Origin of the sequence: Acrocarpospora pleiomorpha (assembly GCF_009687885.1) — a bacterium.
Lineage (GTDB): Bacteria > Actinomycetota > Actinomycetes > Streptosporangiales > Streptosporangiaceae > Acrocarpospora > Acrocarpospora pleiomorpha.
In genome coordinates, this window is the sequence record NZ_BLAF01000006.1 from 12,627 (window position 1) to 33,668 (window position 21,042).

The 21,042-nt window shown below is 69.3% G+C and carries 20 protein-coding genes; 11 read left to right on the forward strand and 9 right to left on the reverse strand.

Features of this window, described 5'->3' with window-relative positions:
- Positions 1-101 precede the first annotated feature (101 nt).
- On the forward strand, positions 102-854 hold the full coding sequence (locus tag Aple_RS04295; protein ID WP_155343146.1) for a TetR/AcrR family transcriptional regulator: 753 nt from the start codon (positions 102-104) through the stop codon (positions 852-854).
- Here Aple_RS04295 and Aple_RS04300 read toward each other — a convergent pair.
- From Aple_RS04300 to Aple_RS04310, 3 genes are read right to left on the reverse strand one after another with little or no spacing between them, the layout of a single operon-like run.
- The gene (locus Aple_RS04300; protein WP_155343147.1) at positions 826-1,920 is read right to left on the reverse strand and encodes a M20/M25/M40 family metallo-hydrolase; all 1,095 of its coding nucleotides are present in this window, start codon (positions 1,918-1,920) and stop codon (positions 826-828) included. The two genes, Aple_RS04295 and Aple_RS04300, sit on opposite strands and share 29 nt — an antisense overlap.
- A complete protein-coding gene (locus tag Aple_RS04305) occupies positions 1,917-2,813 on the reverse strand; it encodes an alpha/beta fold hydrolase (protein WP_155343148.1) in 897 nt (298 codons plus the stop codon). The genes Aple_RS04300 and Aple_RS04305 overlap by 4 nt, the downstream gene beginning before the upstream one ends.
- Positions 2,810-3,877 carry a tartrate dehydrogenase gene (locus Aple_RS04310; RefSeq protein ID WP_155343149.1) on the reverse strand — a complete coding sequence of 356 codons (1,068 nt, stop codon included), beginning with the start codon at positions 3,875-3,877 and terminating at the stop codon, positions 2,810-2,812. Before Aple_RS04310 ends, Aple_RS04305 begins: the two co-directional genes overlap by 4 nt.
- A 206-nt stretch (positions 3,878-4,083) precedes the next feature.
- Between Aple_RS04310 and Aple_RS04315 the strand changes: the two genes are divergently transcribed.
- Together Aple_RS04315 and Aple_RS04320 are read left to right on the forward strand one after the other, a co-directional pair.
- Entirely contained in the window at positions 4,084-5,052 is a 969-nt protein-coding gene (locus Aple_RS04315; RefSeq protein WP_155343150.1) for an ATP-binding cassette domain-containing protein, read from the forward strand.
- Positions 5,049-5,897: an ABC transporter permease gene (locus Aple_RS04320; protein WP_155343151.1), complete on the forward strand. Its 849-nt coding sequence runs from the start codon at positions 5,049-5,051 to the stop codon at positions 5,895-5,897. The genes Aple_RS04315 and Aple_RS04320 overlap by 4 nt, the downstream gene beginning before the upstream one ends.
- Positions 5,898-5,903: 6 nt before the next feature.
- On the opposite strand, the gene Aple_RS04325 is transcribed toward Aple_RS04320, so the two are convergent.
- From Aple_RS04325 to Aple_RS04340, 4 genes are all read right to left on the reverse strand, one after another.
- Entirely contained in the window at positions 5,904-9,005 is a 3,102-nt protein-coding gene (locus Aple_RS04325) for an ATP-binding protein (RefSeq protein WP_155343152.1), read from the reverse strand.
- Between the two features lie 197 nt (positions 9,006-9,202).
- Entirely contained in the window at positions 9,203-9,979 is a 777-nt protein-coding gene (locus tag Aple_RS04330) for an ABC transporter permease (protein ID WP_155343153.1), read from the reverse strand.
- Positions 9,976-10,917, reverse strand: a complete 942-nt coding sequence (locus Aple_RS04335; protein ID WP_155343154.1) for an ATP-binding cassette domain-containing protein — start codon at positions 10,915-10,917, stop codon at positions 9,976-9,978. Before Aple_RS04335 ends, Aple_RS04330 begins: the two co-directional genes overlap by 4 nt.
- An 11-nt stretch (positions 10,918-10,928) precedes the next feature.
- Positions 10,929-11,597, reverse strand: a complete 669-nt coding sequence (locus Aple_RS04340; protein ID WP_155343426.1) for a DUF4097 family beta strand repeat-containing protein — start codon at positions 11,595-11,597, stop codon at positions 10,929-10,931.
- A gap of 229 nt (positions 11,598-11,826) precedes the next feature.
- Here Aple_RS04340 and Aple_RS04345 point away from each other — a divergent pair, with 229 nt between their 5' ends.
- From Aple_RS04345 to Aple_RS04365, 5 genes are all read left to right on the forward strand, one after another.
- Positions 11,827-12,576, forward strand: a complete 750-nt coding sequence (locus tag Aple_RS04345) for a GbsR/MarR family transcriptional regulator (protein WP_155343155.1) — start codon at positions 11,827-11,829, stop codon at positions 12,574-12,576.
- Between the two features lie 325 nt (positions 12,577-12,901).
- Positions 12,902-13,552, forward strand: a complete 651-nt coding sequence (locus Aple_RS04350) for a class I SAM-dependent methyltransferase (protein ID WP_155343156.1) — start codon at positions 12,902-12,904, stop codon at positions 13,550-13,552.
- A gap of 222 nt (positions 13,553-13,774) precedes the next feature.
- A complete protein-coding gene (locus Aple_RS04355) occupies positions 13,775-14,038 on the forward strand; it encodes a CopG family transcriptional regulator (protein WP_155343157.1) in 264 nt (87 codons plus the stop codon).
- A complete protein-coding gene (locus Aple_RS04360) occupies positions 14,035-14,448 on the forward strand; it encodes a type II toxin-antitoxin system VapC family toxin (RefSeq protein ID WP_155343158.1) in 414 nt (137 codons plus the stop codon). Before Aple_RS04355 ends, Aple_RS04360 begins: the two co-directional genes overlap by 4 nt.
- 491 nt (positions 14,449-14,939) lie before the next feature.
- On the forward strand, positions 14,940-16,412 hold the full coding sequence (locus Aple_RS04365) for an AAA family ATPase (protein WP_246264131.1): 1,473 nt from the start codon (positions 14,940-14,942) through the stop codon (positions 16,410-16,412).
- Between the two features lie 122 nt (positions 16,413-16,534).
- Here Aple_RS04365 and Aple_RS04370 read toward each other — a convergent pair whose 3' ends face one another.
- Entirely contained in the window at positions 16,535-16,846 is a 312-nt protein-coding gene (locus Aple_RS04370; RefSeq protein ID WP_155343159.1) for a hypothetical protein, read from the reverse strand.
- A 75-nt stretch (positions 16,847-16,921) separates the two neighbouring features.
- Positions 16,922-17,494, reverse strand: coding sequence for a PadR family transcriptional regulator (locus Aple_RS04375; protein WP_155343160.1), 573 nt, complete (start codon positions 17,492-17,494; stop codon positions 16,922-16,924).
- A gap of 17 nt (positions 17,495-17,511) precedes the next feature.
- On the opposite strand from Aple_RS04375, the gene Aple_RS04380 reads away from it, so the two are divergent.
- From Aple_RS04380 to Aple_RS04390, 3 genes are all read left to right on the forward strand, one after another.
- Positions 17,512-17,874 (forward strand): hypothetical protein, encoded by a 363-nt coding sequence (locus Aple_RS04380; protein ID WP_155343161.1) that lies wholly within the window; start codon positions 17,512-17,514, stop codon positions 17,872-17,874.
- Positions 17,875-17,921: 47 nt separating this feature from the next.
- Positions 17,922-18,053: a hypothetical protein gene (locus Aple_RS55445; protein ID WP_281361524.1), complete on the forward strand. Its 132-nt coding sequence runs from the start codon at positions 17,922-17,924 to the stop codon at positions 18,051-18,053.
- Positions 18,054-18,280: 227 nt separating this feature from the next.
- A complete protein-coding gene (locus Aple_RS04390; RefSeq protein WP_155343163.1) occupies positions 18,281-20,932 on the forward strand; it encodes a glycoside hydrolase family 3 protein in 2,652 nt (883 codons plus the stop codon).
- Positions 20,933-21,042: the final 110 nt, after the last annotated feature.

Below are 21,042 nucleotides of genomic sequence, written 5' to 3' on the forward strand. Positions count from 1 at the left end.
CAATACGCCTAGGCAAAGTCATAGTCAATGACGATGACTTGCGCTTAGGCCGGTGTTTGGGCATCGTCAGGACGAGTAGGTAGTGACGAGGAAGGAACCAAGTGGGGACCAGCTCACACCGCGAACCCAAGAGCGCCCCGACGGGGCGTACGCGCAGGGCCCGCGACAGCCTCAGCCGGCAGATCATCGTGGCCGCGGCGGAGAAGGTCGCGACGCGTGACGGCCTGGACGGCCTGACCTTCCAGGCCCTGGGCAAGGAGCTCGACGCGCATCCGACCTCGATCTACCGGCACTTCCGTGACAAGGACGAGCTCGTGCTGGAGCTCATCGACAACCTGCGGGCACGCTCGTACGGCGGCACGCTGAAGAAGACCGACTCCTGGCGTGACGACCTGCGGACGATCGCGCAACGCGTCCACGAGCACTTCATGCGCTACCCCGAGTTCGCCCTCCAGATGGCCGCGCGCACGACCCGCAGGCCCACCGAGTTCGCCAACGTCGAGTTCGCCCTGGACGCGCTGCTGCGCGCCGGCCTGCCCCCGGAGGAGGCGGCCCTGCACCTGCGGGTCTTCGGCAACGTCGTACGGTCGCTGTCGGCCATGGAGGCCGGCCTGATGGCCCTGGACCCGGAGAGCCGGGTCCGCGACGAGCTGGCCTGGCAGGTGGAATACCGCCAGCTCGCGGCCGAGGAGTTCCCGGTCATCTCCTCGATGGCCGAGCACCTCGCCCGCATCGGCGACCCGCGCATCTTCGACCTGGCGGTCGAGCTCTACCTCGACGCGATCGAACTGCGCGCGAACCGCGCGCGCGCCGAGCGCGACGCGGTCAGCCCGGCGGCGGAACCAGAGCGCTGATCACGCCTGCCACCAGCGCGACGCGCTCGCCGAACGCGCGGGCGTCAACCCACTCGTGCCGTGCGTGCGCGCCCCCGCCCAGAGGGCCCAGACCGTCCAGGGTGGGGACGCCGAGGGCCGCGGTGAAGTTGCCGTCGGAGGCCCCGCCGACCCGCGCCTCGGCCGGCGGCGGCAGTCCCGCCGTGCGTGCCACCCGCCTGGCCGTCTCCAGCAGGCCGGCCGACAGTTCGCGTTCCAGCGGCGGCCGGTTGATGCCGCCGGCACGCAGGATCGCGGCCTCGGGCAGGCGCGGGCGCAGCTCTCCCAGCGCCCTGTCCACCCGGCGCAGCTCCTCCAGGTGCCAGGACCGTACGTCCACGTCGATGCGCGCGCTCTCCGGGACGCTGTTCACGGTCGTTCCCGCCATGGCGACGGTCGGGGTGACCGTGGTGCCGCGCTCGGGGTCGCCCAGGGCCGCGATGGCCAGCACCTGGTGGGCGAGCTCCACCAGGGCGTTGACGCCGCGCTCGGGCTCCAGGCCCGCGTGGGCCGCGCGCCCCTCGATCGTGATCTGGTAGATCGCGCACCCCTTGCGGGCCGTCTTGACCGCGCCGTCGGCGCTCGGCTCCAGCACCAGCACCGCCGAGCACTCGCGCACCACCTCCTCCAGCAGCTCCCGGGAGGTGGGCGAGCCGACCTCCTCGTCCCCGGTCACCAGCATCCGTACGCCGCCGGCCACCCCGGCCATCGACTCCATCGCCACCACGAGCCCGGCCTTCATGTCGAACACCCCGGGTCCGGTGACCCGCCCGTCCCGCACCAGGCACGGCCAGCCGGCCAGCGTCCCGCGCGGCCACACGGTGTCGGCGTGTCCCAGGAGCAGCACCGGCTTTCCGGCGGCGGGGCGTCCCTCCCAGTACAGATGGGGAACGCCGTCGCGGAGCACGCGCACGGGCGTCCCCAGGCCGGGCGGCGCCCACTCGGTGAGCAGGTCGTAGCACGCCTCGAGCCCGGCACGGTCCCGGGAGGGCGACTCGATAGCGGCCAGTTCGGCGAGCCGGCGTACGGGCCGGTCGGTGGACGTCATCGCGCATCGCTCCCGCCGCAGAAGCCGGACAGGGCCTCGATCACCTCTGCCGGCGCTTCCTCGCAGACGTAGTGGTCCGCTGGCACGGCGACGCCCTCGACCTGCTCCGCGTACTCCCGCCAGACGGTGGTCACGTCGAAGTTGCGGCCCACGTAGCTGTGCGCGCCCCACAGCGCGAGCACGGGCACCCGTACCAGGTCGCGTCGGTCGCGGTCCGCGCGGTCGTGGTCCAGGTCGATCCCGGCGGCGGCGCGGTAGTCGGCGCACGACACCCGGATCGTGGCCTCGTCGAAGCAGCGCTCGTATTCGGCCATGGCGCGTTCGTCGAAGGGCCAGGCGCCCGCGTGCCGTCCCGCGAATCGGCTGCGCAGCCAGGCACGGTGGTCGGCCAGGATCATCCGCTCCGGCAGGCCGGACCCCTGGGACAGGAAGAACCAGTGGAAGTAGCTCGACGCCATCTCCCGGTCCACGTTCTCGAACATGTGCAGCGTCGGCACGATGTCCAGCACCGCGAGCGCGTGCACGCGCTCGGGGAAGTCGAGTGCCATCCGGTGCGCCACCCGCCCGCCCCGGTCGTGGCCGGCGACCGCGAAACGCGTGAAACCGAGCGAATGCATCAGGGTCACCTGGTCGGCGGCCATGGCTCGCTTGGCGTACGTCCCCGCTCCGGGCGTCTCCTCCGGCTTGTCGCTGTCACCGTATCCGCGCAGGTCGGCGACGATCACGGTGCGGTCCCGGGCGAGCGACGGCGCCACCCGGTGCCACATCGCCCGCGTCTGCGGGTAGCCGTGCAGCAGCAGGACGGGCGGTCCCGCCCCGCCCGCGAGCGCCCGGATACGTACGCCGCCGTGGCCGGACTCAACCGGCTCGAAGCCGGGGAACAGCGGCGTCATGCCGGCACGGCCGCGTGCCGCAGCCGCTCGACGATCGCGTCGCACACCTCATCGGTGGACAGGGCGCCGCCCAGGTCGGGCGTCACGTCGCCCGCGAGCACGGTCTGTTCGAGCACCTTGGTGAGCCGCGCCGCGGCGACGGTCTCGCCCAGATGCTCCAGCATCATCGCGGCGGACCAGATCTGCCCGATCGGGTTGGCGGTCCCGGTGCCGGCGATGTCCGGGGCCGACCCGTGGATCGGTTCGAACATGGACGGATGCCGCCGGGTCGGGTCGATGTTGCCGCAAGGCGCGATCCCGATGCCGCCGGCGAGCGCGGAGGTGAGGTCGCTGAGGATGTCGCCGAGCAGGTTCGAGGCGAGGATGACGTCGAAGCGCCGGGGGTTCAGGACGAGCAGCGCGGCCAGGGCGTCGGCGTGGTAGCGGGTCAGTTCGACGCCGGGGTGGTCCCGCGCGACCTCCTCCACCACCTCGTCCCAGAACGGCATGGTGTGCACGATGCCGTTGGACTTGGTCGCCGAGGCCACCTTGCCTGAGCGTCGCTCGGCCAACTCGAACGCGTACCTGGCGATGCGTTCCACGCCCCGGCGGGTGAAGACGGCTTCCTGCACCGCGAACTCCTCCGGCGTGCCGGTGAACATCCTGCCGCCGATCTGGCTGTACTCGCCCTCGGTGTTCTCGCGCACCACTACGACGTCGAAGGGCCGGTCATCGCGCAGCGGCAGGCGCGTACCCGGCAGCGGACGGGCCGGGCGCAGCGAGACGTACTGGTCAAAGCGCCGCCTGATCGGCACGAGCAGCCCCCACAGCGAGACATGGTCCGGCACATCCGGCGCGCCGACGGCGCCGAGCAGGATGGCGTCCGCCCCGGCCAGCCGCTCCAAGCCGTCCTCCGGCATCATTCGGCCGGTCTCGCCGTAGTACGCGCACCCCCAGGGGTAGTCGGTCCAGCGCAGCCGGAAACCGTGCGGGCCGGCCAGGGCGTCAAGCACCCGCCGGGCGGCAGGGACGGTCTCCTGGCCAATGCCGTCACCTGGAATAGCCGCGATGTCATATTCGCGCATACGTTTCTCCTGTCCCACTTAGCAAGGCGGTTAGTCTACGTAATTGACTACGATATGACTAGAGGGTGCCACCACTCGCCGTAGTGGTGGGAGCCGGTGAAACCGCCAGGTCAGAGGTGAAACCAGGCTGAAGCCGCGATGAAGCCGACAACGCAGAAGCTCTCTTCAGACGCCGGGAGGTACCCGGCGGAGAGAGGAGACGCGTCATGGCGGACCTCAGTGCCGTCCGGGCCGACAGTCTGGTCAAGAACTTCGGAGACTTCCGGGCCGTGGACGAAATCGACCTTCACGTACGGCAAGGCGAGATCTTCGGAGTCCTGGGCCCCAACGGAGCAGGTAAGACCACCATGCTCCGGATGCTCGCCACCCTGCTCGCGATCGACGGCGGCCATGCGGAGATCTTCGGCGTCGACGTCCGGCGGGAACCCCACCGCATCCGGCAGCTGGTAGGCGTCACCGGCCAGTACGCCTCGGTGGACGAGGACCTGACCGCCACGGAGAACCTGTGGCTGTTCGCCCGCCTCCAGGGCCTGACCAGCACCCGAGCCAAGACAATCGCCGGTGACCTGCTCGAACGCTTCGACCTCCAGGAGGCGGCCGACCGCCCCCTGTCCCAGTTCAGCGGCGGCATGCGCCGCCGCCTGGACCTGGCGTCAAGCCTCATCACCCGCCCACCCTTGATCTTCCTGGACGAGCCCACAACCGGCCTCGACCCAAGAACCCGAGGCCAGATGTGGGACACCATCCGTGAGCTGGTCACCGATGGTTCCACGATCCTCCTCACCACCCAATACCTGGACGAGGCCGACCAGCTGGCCGACCGCGTAGCCGTAATCGACCGAGGCCGGAAGGTCGCCGAAGACACTCCCGACGCCCTGAAGACCCAGGTCGGCGACTCAACCCTGCAGCTCAGCCTCGCGGACGCCGCCGACATCGCCCTGGCCGCGAACGTCGTCCGCCGGCTGCTGGGTGAGGACCCGATCCTGACCCCGGAATCAGGACGCATGAAGATCCCCCTCCCCGACGCCGACCGGGCCGCGGACGTCCTGATCGGCCTGCGAGAAGCAGGCCTCGGCATCTCCTCGGTAAGCGTCGCCAAGCCGACGTTGGACGAAGTCTTCCTGGCGCTGACCGGCCACGGCGCCGACACACCTCAGATGGAGGCGGCCCGATGACCACGAGAACCATGACCCCGACCACCATCAACCCCCAGCGCATCGACCCGTCCACCGTGGTCGCCCGTACCACGCCCCGCAACTCGCTTCAGGAAACCGGGGTTCAGGTCCTGGCGATGGCATGGCGAGCCCTGAAGAAGATGCGCCGCAAACCCGAGCAGTTCTTCGACGTCCTCATCCAGCCCTTGCTGTTCACGGCGATGTTCGCGTTCATCTTCGGCGGCGCGATCTCCGGCAGCGTGTCGAACTACCTCCCGGTGCTGATCCCCGGCATCCTCGCCCAGACGGCCCTGACCGTCTGCATGGCAACAGGCGTACAGCTGCGTGAGGACATGGACAAGGGGGTCTTCGACCGCTTCAAGTCCCTGCCGATCGCAAGGATCGCTCCCCTGGCCGGCCCGATGATCGCCGACCTGATCCGTTACGGCATCGCGTCGGTGCTGACGCTCGTCACCGGCCTGTTCATCGGTTACCGCCCCGGCGGCGGGGTGCTCGGCTGCATCGGCGGCGTCGCACTGACCGTGATCGCCGGCTGGTCGCTGGCGTGGATCTTCGCCTGGCTGGGCACGATGGCGCGTTCGGCGCAGAGTGTCCAGGGCATCTCGATGATGATCATGTTCCCGCTCACCTTCCTGTCCAACGCCTTCGTCCCCGCCGAGACGCTGCCCGGCTGGCTGGAGGCGTTCGTGAAGGTCAACCCGGTGTCGCACGTCGTCTCCGCGGTGCGGGACCTGCTCAACGACGGGGCCGTGACGGCCGAGGTCGGCTGGGCGGTCATCGGCTGCGTGATCGTCGTCTTGATCTTCGCTCCGCTGGCGGTCCGCTCCTACTCCCGCAAGATGTAGACGGTGTCAGACCACCCGCTCCAGGACGGTACGGGCCTCGGCCAGCAGGTCGGGGCCGCGTCGTTCGCCGTATTCCGCCTCGATCCGGGATATGACGCCGGGGGCGATCCGCTCGGCGTGCGCGGACAGCACCGACCACTGCATCGTCGGGGTGAATCGGTTGTAGGCGAACCGGTTGGCGAGCACGAGCAGCCGGACCGCCTCCTCGGCGGGCAGCGCCCCCTTTCGCAGGCCCCAGATGCCCAGCCCGGCGAGCACCATCCCCATCACCGGGTAATCCCTCGAGGTGCGGTCCGGGTCGAACACGATCAGGACTTTTGCCCGCACCGACTCGAAGAGGTCCGCGCCGTCGTCGCCCTCGCCGTACTGCGCGAACGCCGAGAGCGCGATGACCTCGCTCAGGTCGGCCCACGGTGTGAAAGCGCTCGGGACGCGCAGGTTCCGGAGCACCTCGGCGGTCTCGCGGTGCCGCCGCAGTCCCTCGGCGATGTCGCCGTCGACGAGGGCCAGTTGGGCTCGGCCGGTGGCGACCGACAGGACCTCGCTGTAGGTGCCCTGGGAAGCGAGCGCCTCCAGGTCGTCGATCATCCGTGCGGCCTCGTCGCGGCGCCCCTCAGCCAGCGCCGCCATGGCGAGGGTGGTGCGGATCTGGATGGCGTCGTCCATCGCCCCGAGGCGTTCGAGCATCGGCAGCGCCTCGGTGGCATGCCTGGCGGTCAACGCGGAGTCACCGAGCTGCGCGTACAGGCTGGCCAACTGGGTGTGCAGCACCGCCCGGTGCCAGGGACCGCCGTCATCGCCGACCAGTTCGAGGGCGGCCCGGGCCGCTTCGATCGCGCCGACCGGGTCGCCGGCGCTCTCCCTGCCATGGCTCAGCCAGTGCAGCGCGATCCGGCGGATCAGAGGGTCGGTATCGGCGACCAGCAGGTCCAAGCCGCGCTCGGGATCCGACGCCGTGGCGAGCAGGGCGGTCACCAGCGCCCGGACGGCCGGGTTCGCCGAGTCGGCGCCCAGCCCGGACAGCAGTCGCGCCAGCGTCCCTGACTCGTCGTGGGAGACGATCATGGTGTTGAACAGCGCGATGCCCAGGGCCAGCCGGGTCTGGTCGAGGAGCCGGGGCGGAGGCGCCCAGCCGCTCAGGGCGGCGGCGACGGCCGGGGCGACGACGATGCTGCGCGGGTGATCCCCGCAGATCGTCCAGTAGCCGGCGAGAGCGGAGAACAGCACCACGACCGCTTCCGGGTCGGGGTCGGCGAGGGCCTCGCGCAGGATGTCGGCGAGGTTCGTCTCCTCAGAACGGAGCCGGTCCATCGCGTCGACCTGCTCCGGCGAGTACAGCCGGGCGCCGTGCCGGCGGCCGTAACCGACGGCCCACTCGCGTACGGCGGCCCGCGCGTCGGTGGTCTCGCCGGCCGAGTCCAGCCGCATCCGGCCGAACTCGCGCACCGTCTCGAGCATGCGGTACCGAACGCCGTCGGCTGTCTCCACGACGGTGAGCAGGGACTGCTCCACGAGCTCCTCGACGTCGCCGAGAGCGTCGTCGCCGAGCACCTCCTCCGCCGCGTCGAGGACGAAGCCGTCCGGGAAAGCCGACAGGCGGCGGAGGGCCCGGCGCTGCCGCTCGCCGAGGAGGTTCCAGGACCAGTCGATCACCGCCAGCAGCGTCTGGTGACGGGAGGGGGCGCTCCGGTCGCCGCCGCGCAGCAGCGAGAACCTGTCCTCCAGCCGACGGGCGATCTCGACCGGTGACATCACCCTCACCTTCGCGGCGGCCAGCTCGATCGCGAGCGGCAGGCCGTCCAAGCGGGCCACGACGGCGCGCACGTCATCCTCGTCGAGGTGCACATTGGGCCGGGCCGCGGTCGCGCGGTCGCGGAACAGCTCGACGGCGTCACCGGTTCCCAGCTGGGGCAGCGGATAGACGCGTTCGGCGGCGATCGCCAGTGGCGAGCGGGTTGTGGTGAGGACGCGCAGCTCCCGTGTGGTTGCGGTCAGATAGGCGACCAAGTCGGCGACCGCGTCCACCAGATGCTCGCAGTTGTCGAGCACCAGCAGCGTCGGGGCCAGATCGAGCTGCTGGGCGATCCGGGCCCGGACGTCGGCGCGCTGCTGCGGGGTGAGCGTGCGGCGTCCGGTCACCGAGTCGCGGACGCCGAGCGCCGACCCGACCTCGCCGACCAGATCCTCGGGCGCGGTCACGCCGACCAGTTCGACGACGTGCACCACCGGCTGCGGGGCCTCGCGGGCGACGGCATGGGCGAGCCGGGTCTTGCCGAGGCCGCCCGGACCGAGGATCGAGACCACCCGGGAGGCGGAGAGCAGCGCCCGCACCCGTCGGAGATCGTCGTCGCGGCCGAGCAGCGGGGTCGTGTCGAAGCGCACGCCGGCGCGCACGGGGCTGTCGAGCGCCAGCAGCTCACGATGGACCCGTCGCAGCTCCGGGCCGACGTCGGCGCCGATCCGGTCGCGCAGGTCCGACCGGTAGCGCTCGAAGCGGTCCAGCGCGGCGCCCGTTCCGCGCACCGCCGCCTCGCTGTGCAGGAGGTCGGCGAGCAGCCCCTCGTCCTCGGGGTGGACGCGCACAGCCTCCTCGAGTTCGGGGAGGGCGGGGCCGTGGTCGCCGCTGCGGCTCCGGGCCCGGGCGAGCACGACCCGCGCGGACGCCAGGTCGTGTTCCGCGCGCCGGCGCACCTCGGCCAGCGGGCCGCCGCCCGCAGGCGGCAGCGCCCCGATGCCCAGCGCGAGCGCCTCCTTCGCCGCCGCGGCCGCCGCGGCCGGATTCTCGACGAGCAGCGCCCGCGCCCGGCCCGCCAGACCGTGCAGCCGACCGGCGTCGACCCGGTCGGGCGGAACCTCGAGCCGGTAGCCGGCCCCTTCCGTGACCAGCGCCTCCGACCCCACGACCGACCTGGTGCGGGACACCAGGACCTGCAGCGCCTTCGCCGGATTGGCCGGTTCGCTGTCCCCCCACACCTCCGCGACGAGCCGGTCCGCGTTCACGGTCCGGCAGGCGAGCGCGAGGGCCGCGAGCAGCGCCTGAGCCCTCTCGCCGACCACCGGCTGTCCCCGCCACCGCACACCGTCGAGCAGGCTCAGGTGGATCGGCATGCCGCAAGTCTAGGCTCCGCCAAGCCATCCGCTCGTTCTCCACCTTTGGGGTCCGGATGCACCCCAGACTCCCAGCGTGAGCGGAGTGGCTTGATGGACAGCACCGGCTCGCGGCACATGCGTACCAGCGAGGTTGCAAACGAACGGACCGCCAGACCCGTTGAGTGGTCTGGCGGCCCTGTTGGGTCGGTTCATGGTCAGGCCTTGTTGAAGATGTTCTTGGCCCAGAGGTAGGAGACGGTGGCGATGCCGGCGCACCAGGCGGTGGCGATGACCGCGCTGTTGCCGATCGGGGTGCCGAGGAGGAGGCCGCGGACGGTTTCCATGATCGGGGTGAAGGGCTGGTATTCGGCGAACCAGCGCAGGACGGTGGGCATGGAGTCGGTGGGGACGAAGCCGCTGCCGAGGAAGGGCAGCAGGATCAGGGGCATGGGGGCGTTGCTGGCGGCCTCGGGGGTCAGGGACTTCAGGCCGAGGGCGACCGACAGCCAGGTGATGGCCACGACGAACAGGGTGAGCAGGCCGGCGGCGGCCAGCCATTCGACGGCGGTGGCGTTCGGGCGGAAGCCGAGCGCGAAGGCGATGCCGATGACGGCGGCCATGCCGAGGAGCTGCTGGATGACGCTGCCGACGACGTGGCCGGTCAGGACGGAGGCGCGCGAGATCCGCATGGTGCGGAAGCGGGCGATGATGCCTTCGGTCATGTCGGTGGCGACCATGACGGCGGTTCCGGTCGCGGCGGTGGCCACCGCCATGAGCAGAATGCCGGGGACGACGTAGTTGACGTAGGCGTCGCGGCCGCCGCCGCCGAGTCCTTCGCCGAGGGTGCCGCCGAAGACGTAGACGAACACGATCAGGATGATGACGGGAGTGGCGACCAGCTGCACGGTCATGGACGGGTAGCGGAGCAGGCGCTTGAGCTGGCGCCGGACCATGGTGGAGTTGTCGCGCATGGCGAGGGACAGGGTGCTCATCGGGTGGCCTCCACTTTCTGCTGGCCGGTGAGGGTGAGGAAGACGTCGTCGAGGTCGGGGGTGTGCACGCTCATCTCGGCGATGTCGATCGAGCGTTCGTCCAGGAGGGTGAGCAGTTCGCGGATCGCGCGGACACTGCCGTCGCTCGGCACTTGCAGGGTGAGCGCCTCGGGGTCGGCGACTCCGGCCCCGACGAGGTGGCGAGCCGCGTCGAGCAGGTGCGCGTCGGCGAAGGTGAGCTCGATGTGGCCCCCGGGGATGCGCCGCTTGAGCTCTTCGGCGGTGCCTTCGGCGATCAGCCGTCCGTGGTCGAGGAGGGCGATGCGGTCGGCGAGTTCGTCGGCCTCCTCCAGGTACTGGGTGGTGAGGAAGATGGTGACGCCACTCGCGACGAGTTCACGGACGATCTGCCACATGGAGCGGCGGCTGCGCGGGTCGAGGCCGGTGGTGGGCTCGTCCAGGAAGATCAGGCGGGGGTCGCCGACCAGGGTCATCGCCAGGTCGAGGCGGCGTTGCATGCCGCCCGAGTAAGTGCTGGCCGGTTTGCGCGCCGCGTCGACCAGGTCGAAGCGGTCGAGCAGTTCGGCGGCCTTGCGCTTGCCGTCCCGGCGGGACAGGTGCTTGAGGTCGGCCATGAGGAGCAGGTTCTCCTCGCCGCTGAGCAGCTTGTCGACGGCCGAGTACTGCCCGGTGACGCCGATCGCGCCGCGCACGTCGTCCGGCTTGCGGGCCAGGTCTAATCCGGCGACCTGGACTGCGCCGCCGTCGGCGGGGATCAGGGTGGACAGGATCTGGACGGTGGTGGTCTTGCCTGCCCCGTTCGGCCCGAGCAGGGAGAAGATCGTTCCTTCGGGGACGGCCAGGTCGACGCCGTCGAGCACAACCTTGTCGCCGTAGGACTTGCGCAGCCCGTTCGCCGCGATGGCCAGGTTCGTCATGATGGTGCTCCTCAGAGGCTGCGGGCGACGATGTCGCCGTAGGCGGTGGTCGCGTGGATGCCGAGCTGAGCGGCGGCGCCTTCGGTGTTCTTGAGCGCGTTGTGGATCCGGCCGTAGCCGGTGCCGGCGTCCAGCGAGGCCGAGACGCCCGGCGCCACGGAGACCTCGATGTCGCCCATGTCCGTGCGCAGGGCGACCTGGCCGCGTACGGCCTCGGCGACGCGGATGTCGCCCTTGGCGGTGCTGATCTCCGCGGCGCCGGTGAGACGGCCGACCGAGACGTCACCGGCGACTGCGGTGATGCGGGCGCTCGCGGCCTCGTCGACCTTGATCTGGTCGTACGCGCCCTCGAAGGTCACATCGCCCAGCCGTCCGACGGCCCGGAACTCGGTGGCGGCGGCCTTGACCTCGACCCGGGAACCGGCGGGCAGCTGGACCGTCACCTCGATGGATCCGGAGGCTCCGAAAAGCTGGCTTTTCACCGGCACCTCGATCCGCAGGACGCCGTCGCCGTATTCGACCTTGGTCTGCTCCGCGGCCTGTACGTCGCGGCTCTTCGAGGCGTCCGCAGGGCGGATCTCGACTGCGGTGTCGGCCCGGTCAGCGGCGATGAACTGCACCCGCCCGGCGGGGACGTCCAGGACGGCGGAGATCGGGGCGGGGGTGTCGAACTTCTGCATCATGCTCTCCCAGTGCTGTGTCGTTCGTTGTTTCTAACAATGGAAAAGCTACGTTGCCTTCACGGATTCTTCAACTAACTCATTGCGTTGAAGATGCATTATCCCAGCTAGATGGCATAAAACTGTTGCAACAATCTGTCGGTTAATGCAACATGGGAAGCTGTGAATGTTGCAATGAATGGGAGCGAACGCTATGCTCGAGGCATCACGGAGCGCGAAGGAGAACGCGATGCCAGGGGGCAGGCTCACCCAGCAGGAACGCCAGCAGATCGCCCTGGGGCTGGGAGACGGGCTCGCCTACGCGGAGATAGCCAGACGCCTCGACCGCCCGACCTCGACGGTCACGCGTGAAGTGATGCGCAACGGCGGCCCCACCGGCTACCGCTCCGACCTGGCCCACCGCGCCACGGAACGCCGCGCCCGCCGGCGTGGGCCCGGCTCGTCCCAGGGGTCGCAGTCGGCCCTCCAGCCGTACGGGCGCGACGCCGAGGCCGTCCGTGAGTTCGAGGAGACGTTCACCACCGTCATGATGGCTTCGGGCCTGTCCAAGATGATGGCGCGGGTGCTGGTCTGCCTCCTCACCACCGACGCCGGCAGTCTCACCGCCTCTGAGCTCGCCCAGCGGCTCCAGGTCAGCCCGGCGTCCATCTCCAAAGCGATCACTTTCCTGGAGAGCCAGGACCTCGTCCGCCGGGAACGCGACGAACGCCGGCGCGAACGCTACGTCGTCGACGACGACCTCTGGCACCAATCGACGATCGCCAGCGCCCGGTCCCTCGTCCAGCTCGTCGATGTCGCCCGGCAGGGCGCCGGCGTGCTCGGCCCCCACTCCCCGGCCGCGGTCCGCCTCGAGAACATCGCCCGCTACCTCGCCTTCGTCGCCGAACAATTCACCCGCGCCGCCGAGCAGGCCCGCGAAATCCTCTACACCCACCCCAAGGAAACCCAGGACGGCGGGGCGAATAACCGCCCAGAGTGACAGACCCCACCTTGGTCAGCCGGGCCGCCGCACCCAAGTCGGACGCCGGTCGGCCCGTCCTCGCGCAGGGACGCGGGCCGACCTCCTATCAATATTCGGCACCGCCCCGCCAATGCTTCCTAGCGCGAGGGTCCCTCTGTCAGCTTGGGAATAGGCGACTGATCCCGCCACGCTGAGCTGGAAACGAGCGTGCGGCTCGGCAGTGGTTGAGTGCCCATGGGTTCCCGTTGATCGCCGTTCAATCTGGCACGCGCACGGCGATCAAGCTCACTGCAGGTTGGGTATTTCGGAGCGCTCGTCGGTCGCGGAACTAGCATGGCCCCCCATGACCGAGCCGGACTATCTCACCGCCACTCGTACCGCCTACGACGACGCCGCCGCCCGTTACGCCGAGTTCGTCGACGAACATTTTCCTGCCAACCCGCTCAATCGCGTGATGATCGCCCTCTTCGCCGAGCTGGTCCGGGCCGCCGGCGACGGCCTGGTGGCGGACGTGGGGTGCGGCCCCGGCCACATCACCGCGTATCTCCGCTCCCTCGGCGTCACCGCCTTCGGTATCGACCTGTCGCCGGAGATGATCGCGCTCGCCCGCGGCGCCCATCCGGAGCTCCGCTTCGAGGTGGGGCTGATCGGTGCCCTCGATGTGGAGGACGCCTCCCTCGCCGGGGTTCTCGCCAACTACTCGATCATCCACACCCCGCCTGAGCGGCTCCCCGAAACGCTCGCCGAGTTCCACCGCGTGCTCGGGCCCGGCGGCCACCTGCTGCTCTGCTTCCAGGGATACGACGACCCCGCCGAGCTTGCGGAGGCATTCGACCACAAGGTGTCCCTCGCCTACCGGTATTCGCCCGACCGCGTGGCCGAGCTGCTACTCAAGGCCCGGCTCGCCGAGGTGGCCCGGCTGATCGTCGCTCCTGGCGAGGACCCCCAGCGAGGCTTCCCACAGGCCCACCTCCTTGCCCGCCGTACGGCCTGATCGCTGATCCGTCACCGACGGTTCTGGCGCGCACAGTCCCGGCCGACCATGAGACCGGCGGGGACTGCGCGGCTCAGCTACACGCCGTCTTGAGGGCCGCTTTGGGGCGACCGGCCGCGATGTGGCCTGTAAGCAGAGCGCTCAGCTCTCGCCGGTGCGGTCCTCCCCGACGCGAGCAAGCGCTCGCGAAGTCGCAGGAGGATAAGAGGTAGGATAGGGAGCATGAGTGAGCCTACTGGCAAGTATTCGATCACCATGCCGCGCGACATCGCGGAGGCCGCCAGGTCCCGGAGCGGCCCTTCTGGCCTGTCCGCCTACGTCGCCGCCGCCGTCGCCCGCCAGATCGAGCGCGACAACCTCAGTGAGCTCATCCAGGTCGCCGAGGCCGAGCACGGCCCCATCACCGACGACGAGGTTCAGGCGCTGCGCGACCAGCTCCACCAGGCCCGGCAGGGACGGGCCCATGGTGGGGCGGGCGCCGCGTGACCCGTTCTCCCGCCACCCCCGGCGGCACCATGGTCCTCGACAGCGAGGGACTGGCCAAGGCGGTCCTGCGCGATCGCACGGTCACCGCATGGCTCGCCCTCGCCCGCGCTGACGATCTCCGCGTCATCACCTCCGCCGCCACCCTCGTCGAAGTGGTCCACCCCCGTATCAACCGGCCGGCCCTGGAGTGGACGCTGTCCCGCGTTGTCGTCGAGCCGGTCACCGAACCGATCGCCCGCCACGCCGCCACACTTCTGTCCGACGCCGCCTTGCACGGGCACAAGTACGCCATCGATGCCATGCTCAGCGCCACCGCCCTCGCTGCCCCTGGCCCGGTCACGGTTCTCACCTCCGACCCTGAGGACCTCGCCGCCCTGTGCGGCGGACGCGTCATCGTCATCAAGGTCTGAACTGCGCGCGATGACAACGAGCATGACGCAGCGGCGGGAGCGCTGATCCCAGCAGGTTGATCAACACCAATAGTCGGCTAATGGCCCGAAAAGATCGAACAGCTCCAGAAACGATCAAGGCCAGGATCGGGATCCGCATCCCGACCCGGGCCTTCACACGTGGAGCGGGTGACGGGAATAGAACCCGCGCTGTCAGCTTGGAATCAGATACTGATCTTGCCGTCCTGAGCTGGGAAACAGTGAAGCAGGTCAGCGCGGGTCGGTTGACGCGAGTCCCCGTGAGAGACCTTGGTCCCGGCCAGTTCTGGCACGGAAGCGCCAGTCGTGCACCGCTCGGAAGCAGTCCGGTTGCGATGCAGGCAGGGCACGCATGAGACAGGTGGCGTGGAAGGCGATGCCGGCTGGTTTCGCCGCAACCGCTTGGCGCCTACCCGCGTCCAAATGTAGGAGTACACTTTTAAGAACTGTGCTCCTAAAAACAGAGGTCAAAAATGTCGTTGCCGCGGCCATCGGACATGTTCGACCGTGACTGGGAGTGGGAACAGCTCTCGCGGTTTTTCGCCAACGACGCCCAGGGTGCAACGCTCGGCGTGGTCTCCGGGCGACGTCGGCAGGGCAAGACGTTCCTGCTGGAGGCCGTCTGCGAGGCGACCGGGGGCTTCTACTACGCCGCCACTGAGGCTGTGCCCAGGGCGGAGGCGCTGCGCCAAGTCGGGGAAGCCGTCTCCGCCTTCGCCGGGACGCCGGGGCGGGTCAGGTTCGAAAGCTGGGAGGAGGCGATCGACGGCCTGCTCTCCCTGGGTGCCGAGCGGACCGTCCCGGTCGTCCTGGACGAGTTTCCCTACCTGGTGCGCGACGCCAAGGACTTGCCGTCGGTCATCCAGAAGGCACTGTCGCCACGCCGCGAGCAGCGGGGGGCGTCCCGGTCACGTCTGCTGCTGTGCGGGTCGTCGATCTCCTTCATGGGGGGCCTGCTCTCCGGTCAAGCGCCGCTGCGCGGGCGGGCCGGGCTGGAACTGGTTGTGCCCACCTTCAACTTCCGGCTGGCCGCCGAGTTCTGGGGGCTGGCGGCTGAGCCTCGGTTGGCGGCCCTGGTCTACTTCGTCGTGGGCGGCACTCCCGCCTACCGCACCGAGTATCTGGCCGGGGTCGCCCCGGTGGGTCTGGCCGACTTCGACCGCTGGGTCGTGGAGTATGTTCTCAACCCGGCCAGTCCTCTTTTCCGTGAGGTGCGTTTCCTGCTCGCTGAGGACCCGGCGCTGCGCGACACCGGCCTGTATCACACGGTCCTGGCCGCGGTCGCCGAGGGCAACGCGACCCGCAGCGGCATCGCGGGCAGAATCGAGCGCAAAGCCGTCGACATCTCCCACCACCTGACCGTGCTGGAGGATGCCGGCCTCCTGGTGGCCGATCCTGACGCCTTCCGCCGCAACCGCTCTGAGTATCGGATCACTGAGCCTCTGGTCCGCTTCTATCACGCGATCATGCGTCCCTATTGGGCGCAGTTGGAGCGGGTGCGGCAGGGGCGTACCGAGCGGATCTGGCGTACCGCCCAGCCTCGCTTCCGTAGCAACGTGGCGGGGCCGGTGTACGAGCGAATGTGTCGGGTGTGGTGTGAGGACTTCGCCTCTGAGGAGACGCTGGGCGATATGGCCGGGAGCGTCCAGTCCGGGGTCGTGCACGACGCCGCCACCCGCACGGGTCATGAGGTGGACGTCGCGGTCCGTGGCGCTGACGGTGCGCTGTTGGCCATTGGGGAGGCCAAGTGGGGGGATGTTGTGGGGCTCGGGCACTTGGAGCGGCTGGAGCGGGTGGCGGCGCTACTCGCGGCCAGGGGCGAGGCGCCGGGGCGGCTGCTGCTGTTCAGCGGGATGGGGTTCATGCCGGCGCTGCAGGAAGCAGCGGCGCGTAGCGACGGGCGGGTGCAGCTGGTGGGACTGGAGCGGTTGTACTCAGGTTCGTGACCGCGATCGGGCCGGTTGAGATCCGAGGTGGACACACACATCAGCGGGGCTGGTGAAGAGGGCGACCCGCCTGGTCTTTTCGTTCCCTCCGGTTGATCACAACTCGCAGAAGGTCGGCAGTGTCACAGGCGCTCACCGGCGAGACGGGCGATCTCATCTATGGTTTCGATTGGCACGCTGATCCCCATGTCCCACGTCTCGTCGTCACGGCCGATGAGGATGGCCGCCTGGTCCTCACTCACTGTCCAGAAGACGGAAGAGCCGGCACAGGCGCCCACGGCGATGGAACGACGAGAATCCCAATCTGCCTGCCTGATGTCGCGGAGGCGTGCCAAGTCCGCTACAGGCGCCCAGATGTTGAGTTCCCATGTCTCAGCCTGGAGCTTCACCAGGACCACGGAGCCATCGGAATCGTCCAAGGTGACGTTAACCACCCGGCCATGATCGCACCCGGGCATCCCCTAGTTGTGAAGGCATGCGCGGCCTGCACGCAGGGTGTCTGAATCGGGCTAGGCCCGCTTGCGGTTCGTGGAAGGGCCGACTTGCTCACCGTGCTGATCTCTGGGGAGAGGGAAAGCATGGACGAGTTCGGCCAGCCGCTGGTCGGCACCCTCGACGATCTGGAGGTCGGCCTTCGTGTGGGCGATCGCCGCGTCGATGAGCAGTGCCACCAGGGGGTTATTCTCCTCTCTCCGCAGCCGGGTCAGCCCGGCCAGATCGGAGAGATAGGACTGGCGCTGAGCGGATACGAACGCGCTCAGCGTCTCCTTCCCGAGTCGGGTGGCGGCGAGCAGCTTGAGGAACAACTCGTCGCGGAAGCCGGACGAACGCACCCACGGCGTTGCGGCCCACTCGGTAAGAACTCCCACGCTGGCTTCGGTCAGCTGGTAGAGCGTCTTGTCCGGCCGGTCGCTTTGGGCGACGTGGCCATCTCGGACCAGCCGGTCGAGGATCTGGTACAGATGTCCGATGTTGAGGCCGCCCCATTGAGGGCCGACGGCTGCCTCGAACCGGGTCTTCAGTTCGTATCCGTGGCTTGGCCCGTCAGCGAGCAGGGCGAGTACGGCGTGGCTCAGCGGCATAGCTCGGGCTGACCCGCGTGCCGGGGCGGATGATCCTGGGCACGGCGGCGCCTACGGTGGCCGTGTTCGGACTGACCGTGCTGCTCGGCGTGACGTACGGCTTTCGCGGCCGTGTGGTCGGTTCCCTCCTGGGCGACGCGATCGTGGTACAGGCGCGGCCCGCGGATTACGCCGCGATCGCGCTGCTGTTCGTCCTGGCGGCGCTGGCCGTAGCGGATGTCCTCTACCTGGGCGTGCGAGAGAGGGACGCCGAACTGGCGGCCTTGCGCGCCGCCGGCTGGTCGAGCGGGTCGCTGTCCCCCTGGTCGTCACCGAAGGCGCGGCCATCGGTCTTCTCGGGGCTCTACTCGGGATGGCTGCGGGCGTGCTCGCGTCGCTGACACTCACCGGTCCACTCGCCTGGCTTGATTCCGCCGCGAGCCTCCCGGTGGTTGTCATCATCACGATCGCCGCCCTTGTGGCCGGACTTATCGCGGTCATCCTCGGGGTGCTGGCCTCCCTGGCGCCGGCCCTGATGATCCAGCGCCTCCCGCTGGCCCAAATCCTCGCTCAGGAATAAGTTCGGAGAGAGCGTTTTCGTGCGCCCGACGACCTGGCTTGCCGGTGCCGTGCGGTAGGTCGGGCGCGATGGTCGGGTAGTTCCTCGCTTCTTTGCGGCTTCGGGTCGCACGCGCGTGAGAGCGCTTTCGAAGTTGAGCCGGGCTACCGCCGCAGTTCACGATCTGCGTAACGCGGCCGCAGCAGACCGCCCCGACCGTCGCCGCCGCATCGAGAAACGGACACTTCATGATCAGACCTCTCGCCCGGCCCCCGGCTCGTCGACGCACGGTCGCGGTGCTGGCCGGCCTCGCGTTACTGGCAAGTGGTGCCGCCGGATTCCCCAGCGCCGACGCCGAGACCGCCGAAGGCGCCCACCAGCCGATGATCGCAAAGCCCGCCCTGGACTACGACGGCTGCGCTCGCATTGCGCGGAGCCTGCCCACGCTCGCCGACTGGCCGAAGGTCAAGAGCCAGGTCGAGCGGGACCGAGCCGGCGAGAAGCGGGTGGCGAAGATCCTCGCCGGCATGACGCTCGCCGAGAAGGTCGGGCAGATGACACAGCCCGAGATCGGCGCCATCACTCCAGAGGAGGTCAAGCAGTACCGCATCGGCTCGGTGCTCAACGGCGGCGGATCATGGCCAGGCGGCGACAAGCACGCCTCGCCCAAGGCCTGGCTCGACCTCGCCGACGCCTACTGGGCGGCGTCCGTCAGCACGAGGACGAAGATCCCGGTCATCTGGGGCATCGACGCTGTTCACGGCAACAACAACGTCTACGGCGCGACGATCTTCCCGCACAACATCGGCCTGGGAGCCGCGCAGGACCCCTGTCTCATCCGTGACATCGGGTCGGCGACCGCCGCGCAGATCCGCGCGACCGGGCAGGACTGGGCATTCGCGCCCTCTGTGGCCGTGGTCAGGGACGACCGGTGGGGACGCACGTACGAGGGCTTCTCCGAGGACCCGCGGATCACCCGCGCCTACGCATATGAGGCCGTCAAGGGTCTGCAGGGCAAGCTCGGGCACGGTGGCGGCATCATCGCGACCGCGAAGCACTTCATCGGTGACGGCGGCACCATCAAGGGGCAGGACCAGGGAGTCAACCCGTCCTCCGAGGCCCAGATGATCAACATCCACGGCCAGGGATACTACGGCGCACTGGCAGCAGGTGCGCAGACCGTGGTTGCGTCCTTCAACAGTTGGACCAACGCGGACCTCGGTATCAACGAGGGCAAGATCCACGGCAGCAAGCGCGTCATCACCGACATTCTCAAACAGAAGATGGGCTTCGACGGCGTCGTGGTCTCCGACTGGAACGCCATCGGCCAGGTCGCCGGATGCACCAACTCCAGTTGCGCGAAGGCCATCAACGCCGGAATCGACGTTGTGATGGCGCCGTACGCCTGGAAGGCGCTGATCGCCAACACCATCGCGCAGGTCAAGAGCGGCGAGATCCCGATGTCGCGCATCGACGACGCGGTGACGCGCATCCTGCGGGTGAAACTGCGCGCCGGCGTGTTCGACGCGCGGAAGCCCTCGGCGCGCGCCATGGCCGGGTCCGCCCGAGCGCTGCAGGCGAGGGAGCTTGCCCGCAAGGCCGTACGGCAGTCGCAGGTTCTGCTCAAGAACAACAGCAAGGTCGTGCCGCTCGCCCCCGGTTCCAAGGTCCTCGTCGTGGGCAAGAGCGCGGACAGCATGCAGAACCAGACCGGCGGCTGGACCCTCACCTGGCAAGGCACCGAAAACACCAACGCCGACTTCCCGAACGGCACGACGATCCTCGGCGGCCTCAAGGAGGTGCTGGGCGCCGCCAATGTCACGTTCAGCGAGACGGCTGACGGAGTCGACCCCTCGGCGTACGACGCTGTCATCGCGGTGATCGGCGAGACGCCGTACGCGGAGTTCCTCGGCGACCTCGGCCGGCGCTCGCTGGAGGCGTCCAAGCTCTATCCCGGTGACCTCGCCGTCCTGGACAAGGTCAGCGGCAAGGGGACGCCGGTCGTCACCGTGTACGTCACGGGCCGCCCGTTGTGGGTCAACAAGGAGCTCAACCGTTCCGACGCGTTCGTCGTCGCGTGGCTCCCGGGCACGGAGGGCGGCGGCGTGGCCGACCTGCTCGTGCGCGGCTCGCACAGAGGCGCCGGCTACACCGGCAAGCTGTCGTACTCCTGGCCGAAGGCCGCGTGTCAGCCCCCGCTCAACCCGGGTGATGCCGGTTACGACCCGCTCTTCCCGCTCGGGTACGGCCTGCGCTATGGGCAGACCGGTTCGGTCGGGACGCTCGACGAGACCACCCCGGAGTCCGGCTGCGGTCAGACGGGTGGCGGCACCGCCACGGAGGATCTCGAGATCTACAACAGCATGGACGTCGCGCCGTACAAGAGCTTCATCGGCTCCGCCGACACCGACACCGAGATCGGCGTCGATCGCCAGGCAACGCATTCAGAGATCAACGTGGTGCCGTCCGACGTGAACGCGCAGCAGGACGGCCTCAAGGTGACCTGGACGGGCGTCGGCCCTGGGCAGATCTTCCTGCGGGATCCGGCGGGCGGCAGCGACCTGCGCGGCTACCTGAACGCGGACGCCGCACTGGTCTTCGACACGATCGTCCACCAGCCCCCGGCGGCGCGGACCATGGTCGGCGTGCACTGCATTTTCCCGTGCTTCTCCGAGGTGGCCGCGACATCGCTGTTCCGGAACCTACCGGTTGGGAGCAAGGCGACCGTCAAGATCCCAATCGCCTGCTTCACGGCTGGCGTCGGTCTCGACATGGAGAACATAAACATGCCTTTCGTCGTCTACGCCGAAGGCGCGTTCTCCGCGTCGTTCGCGAACGTCCGCTGGGCGCCGAAGGCGGCCAAGGACGCGGACGCCCAGAGTTGCGCCAGTCTGACGTAGCCACAGGGAGATAACGGCAAGGACCTCCGGCGTAGTGCGAGCCGTCCGCGACTCCATCCGGAGGTCCTCGCCGGGGACCGCATGCGGGACGGCACGACATCCGGGCGCTG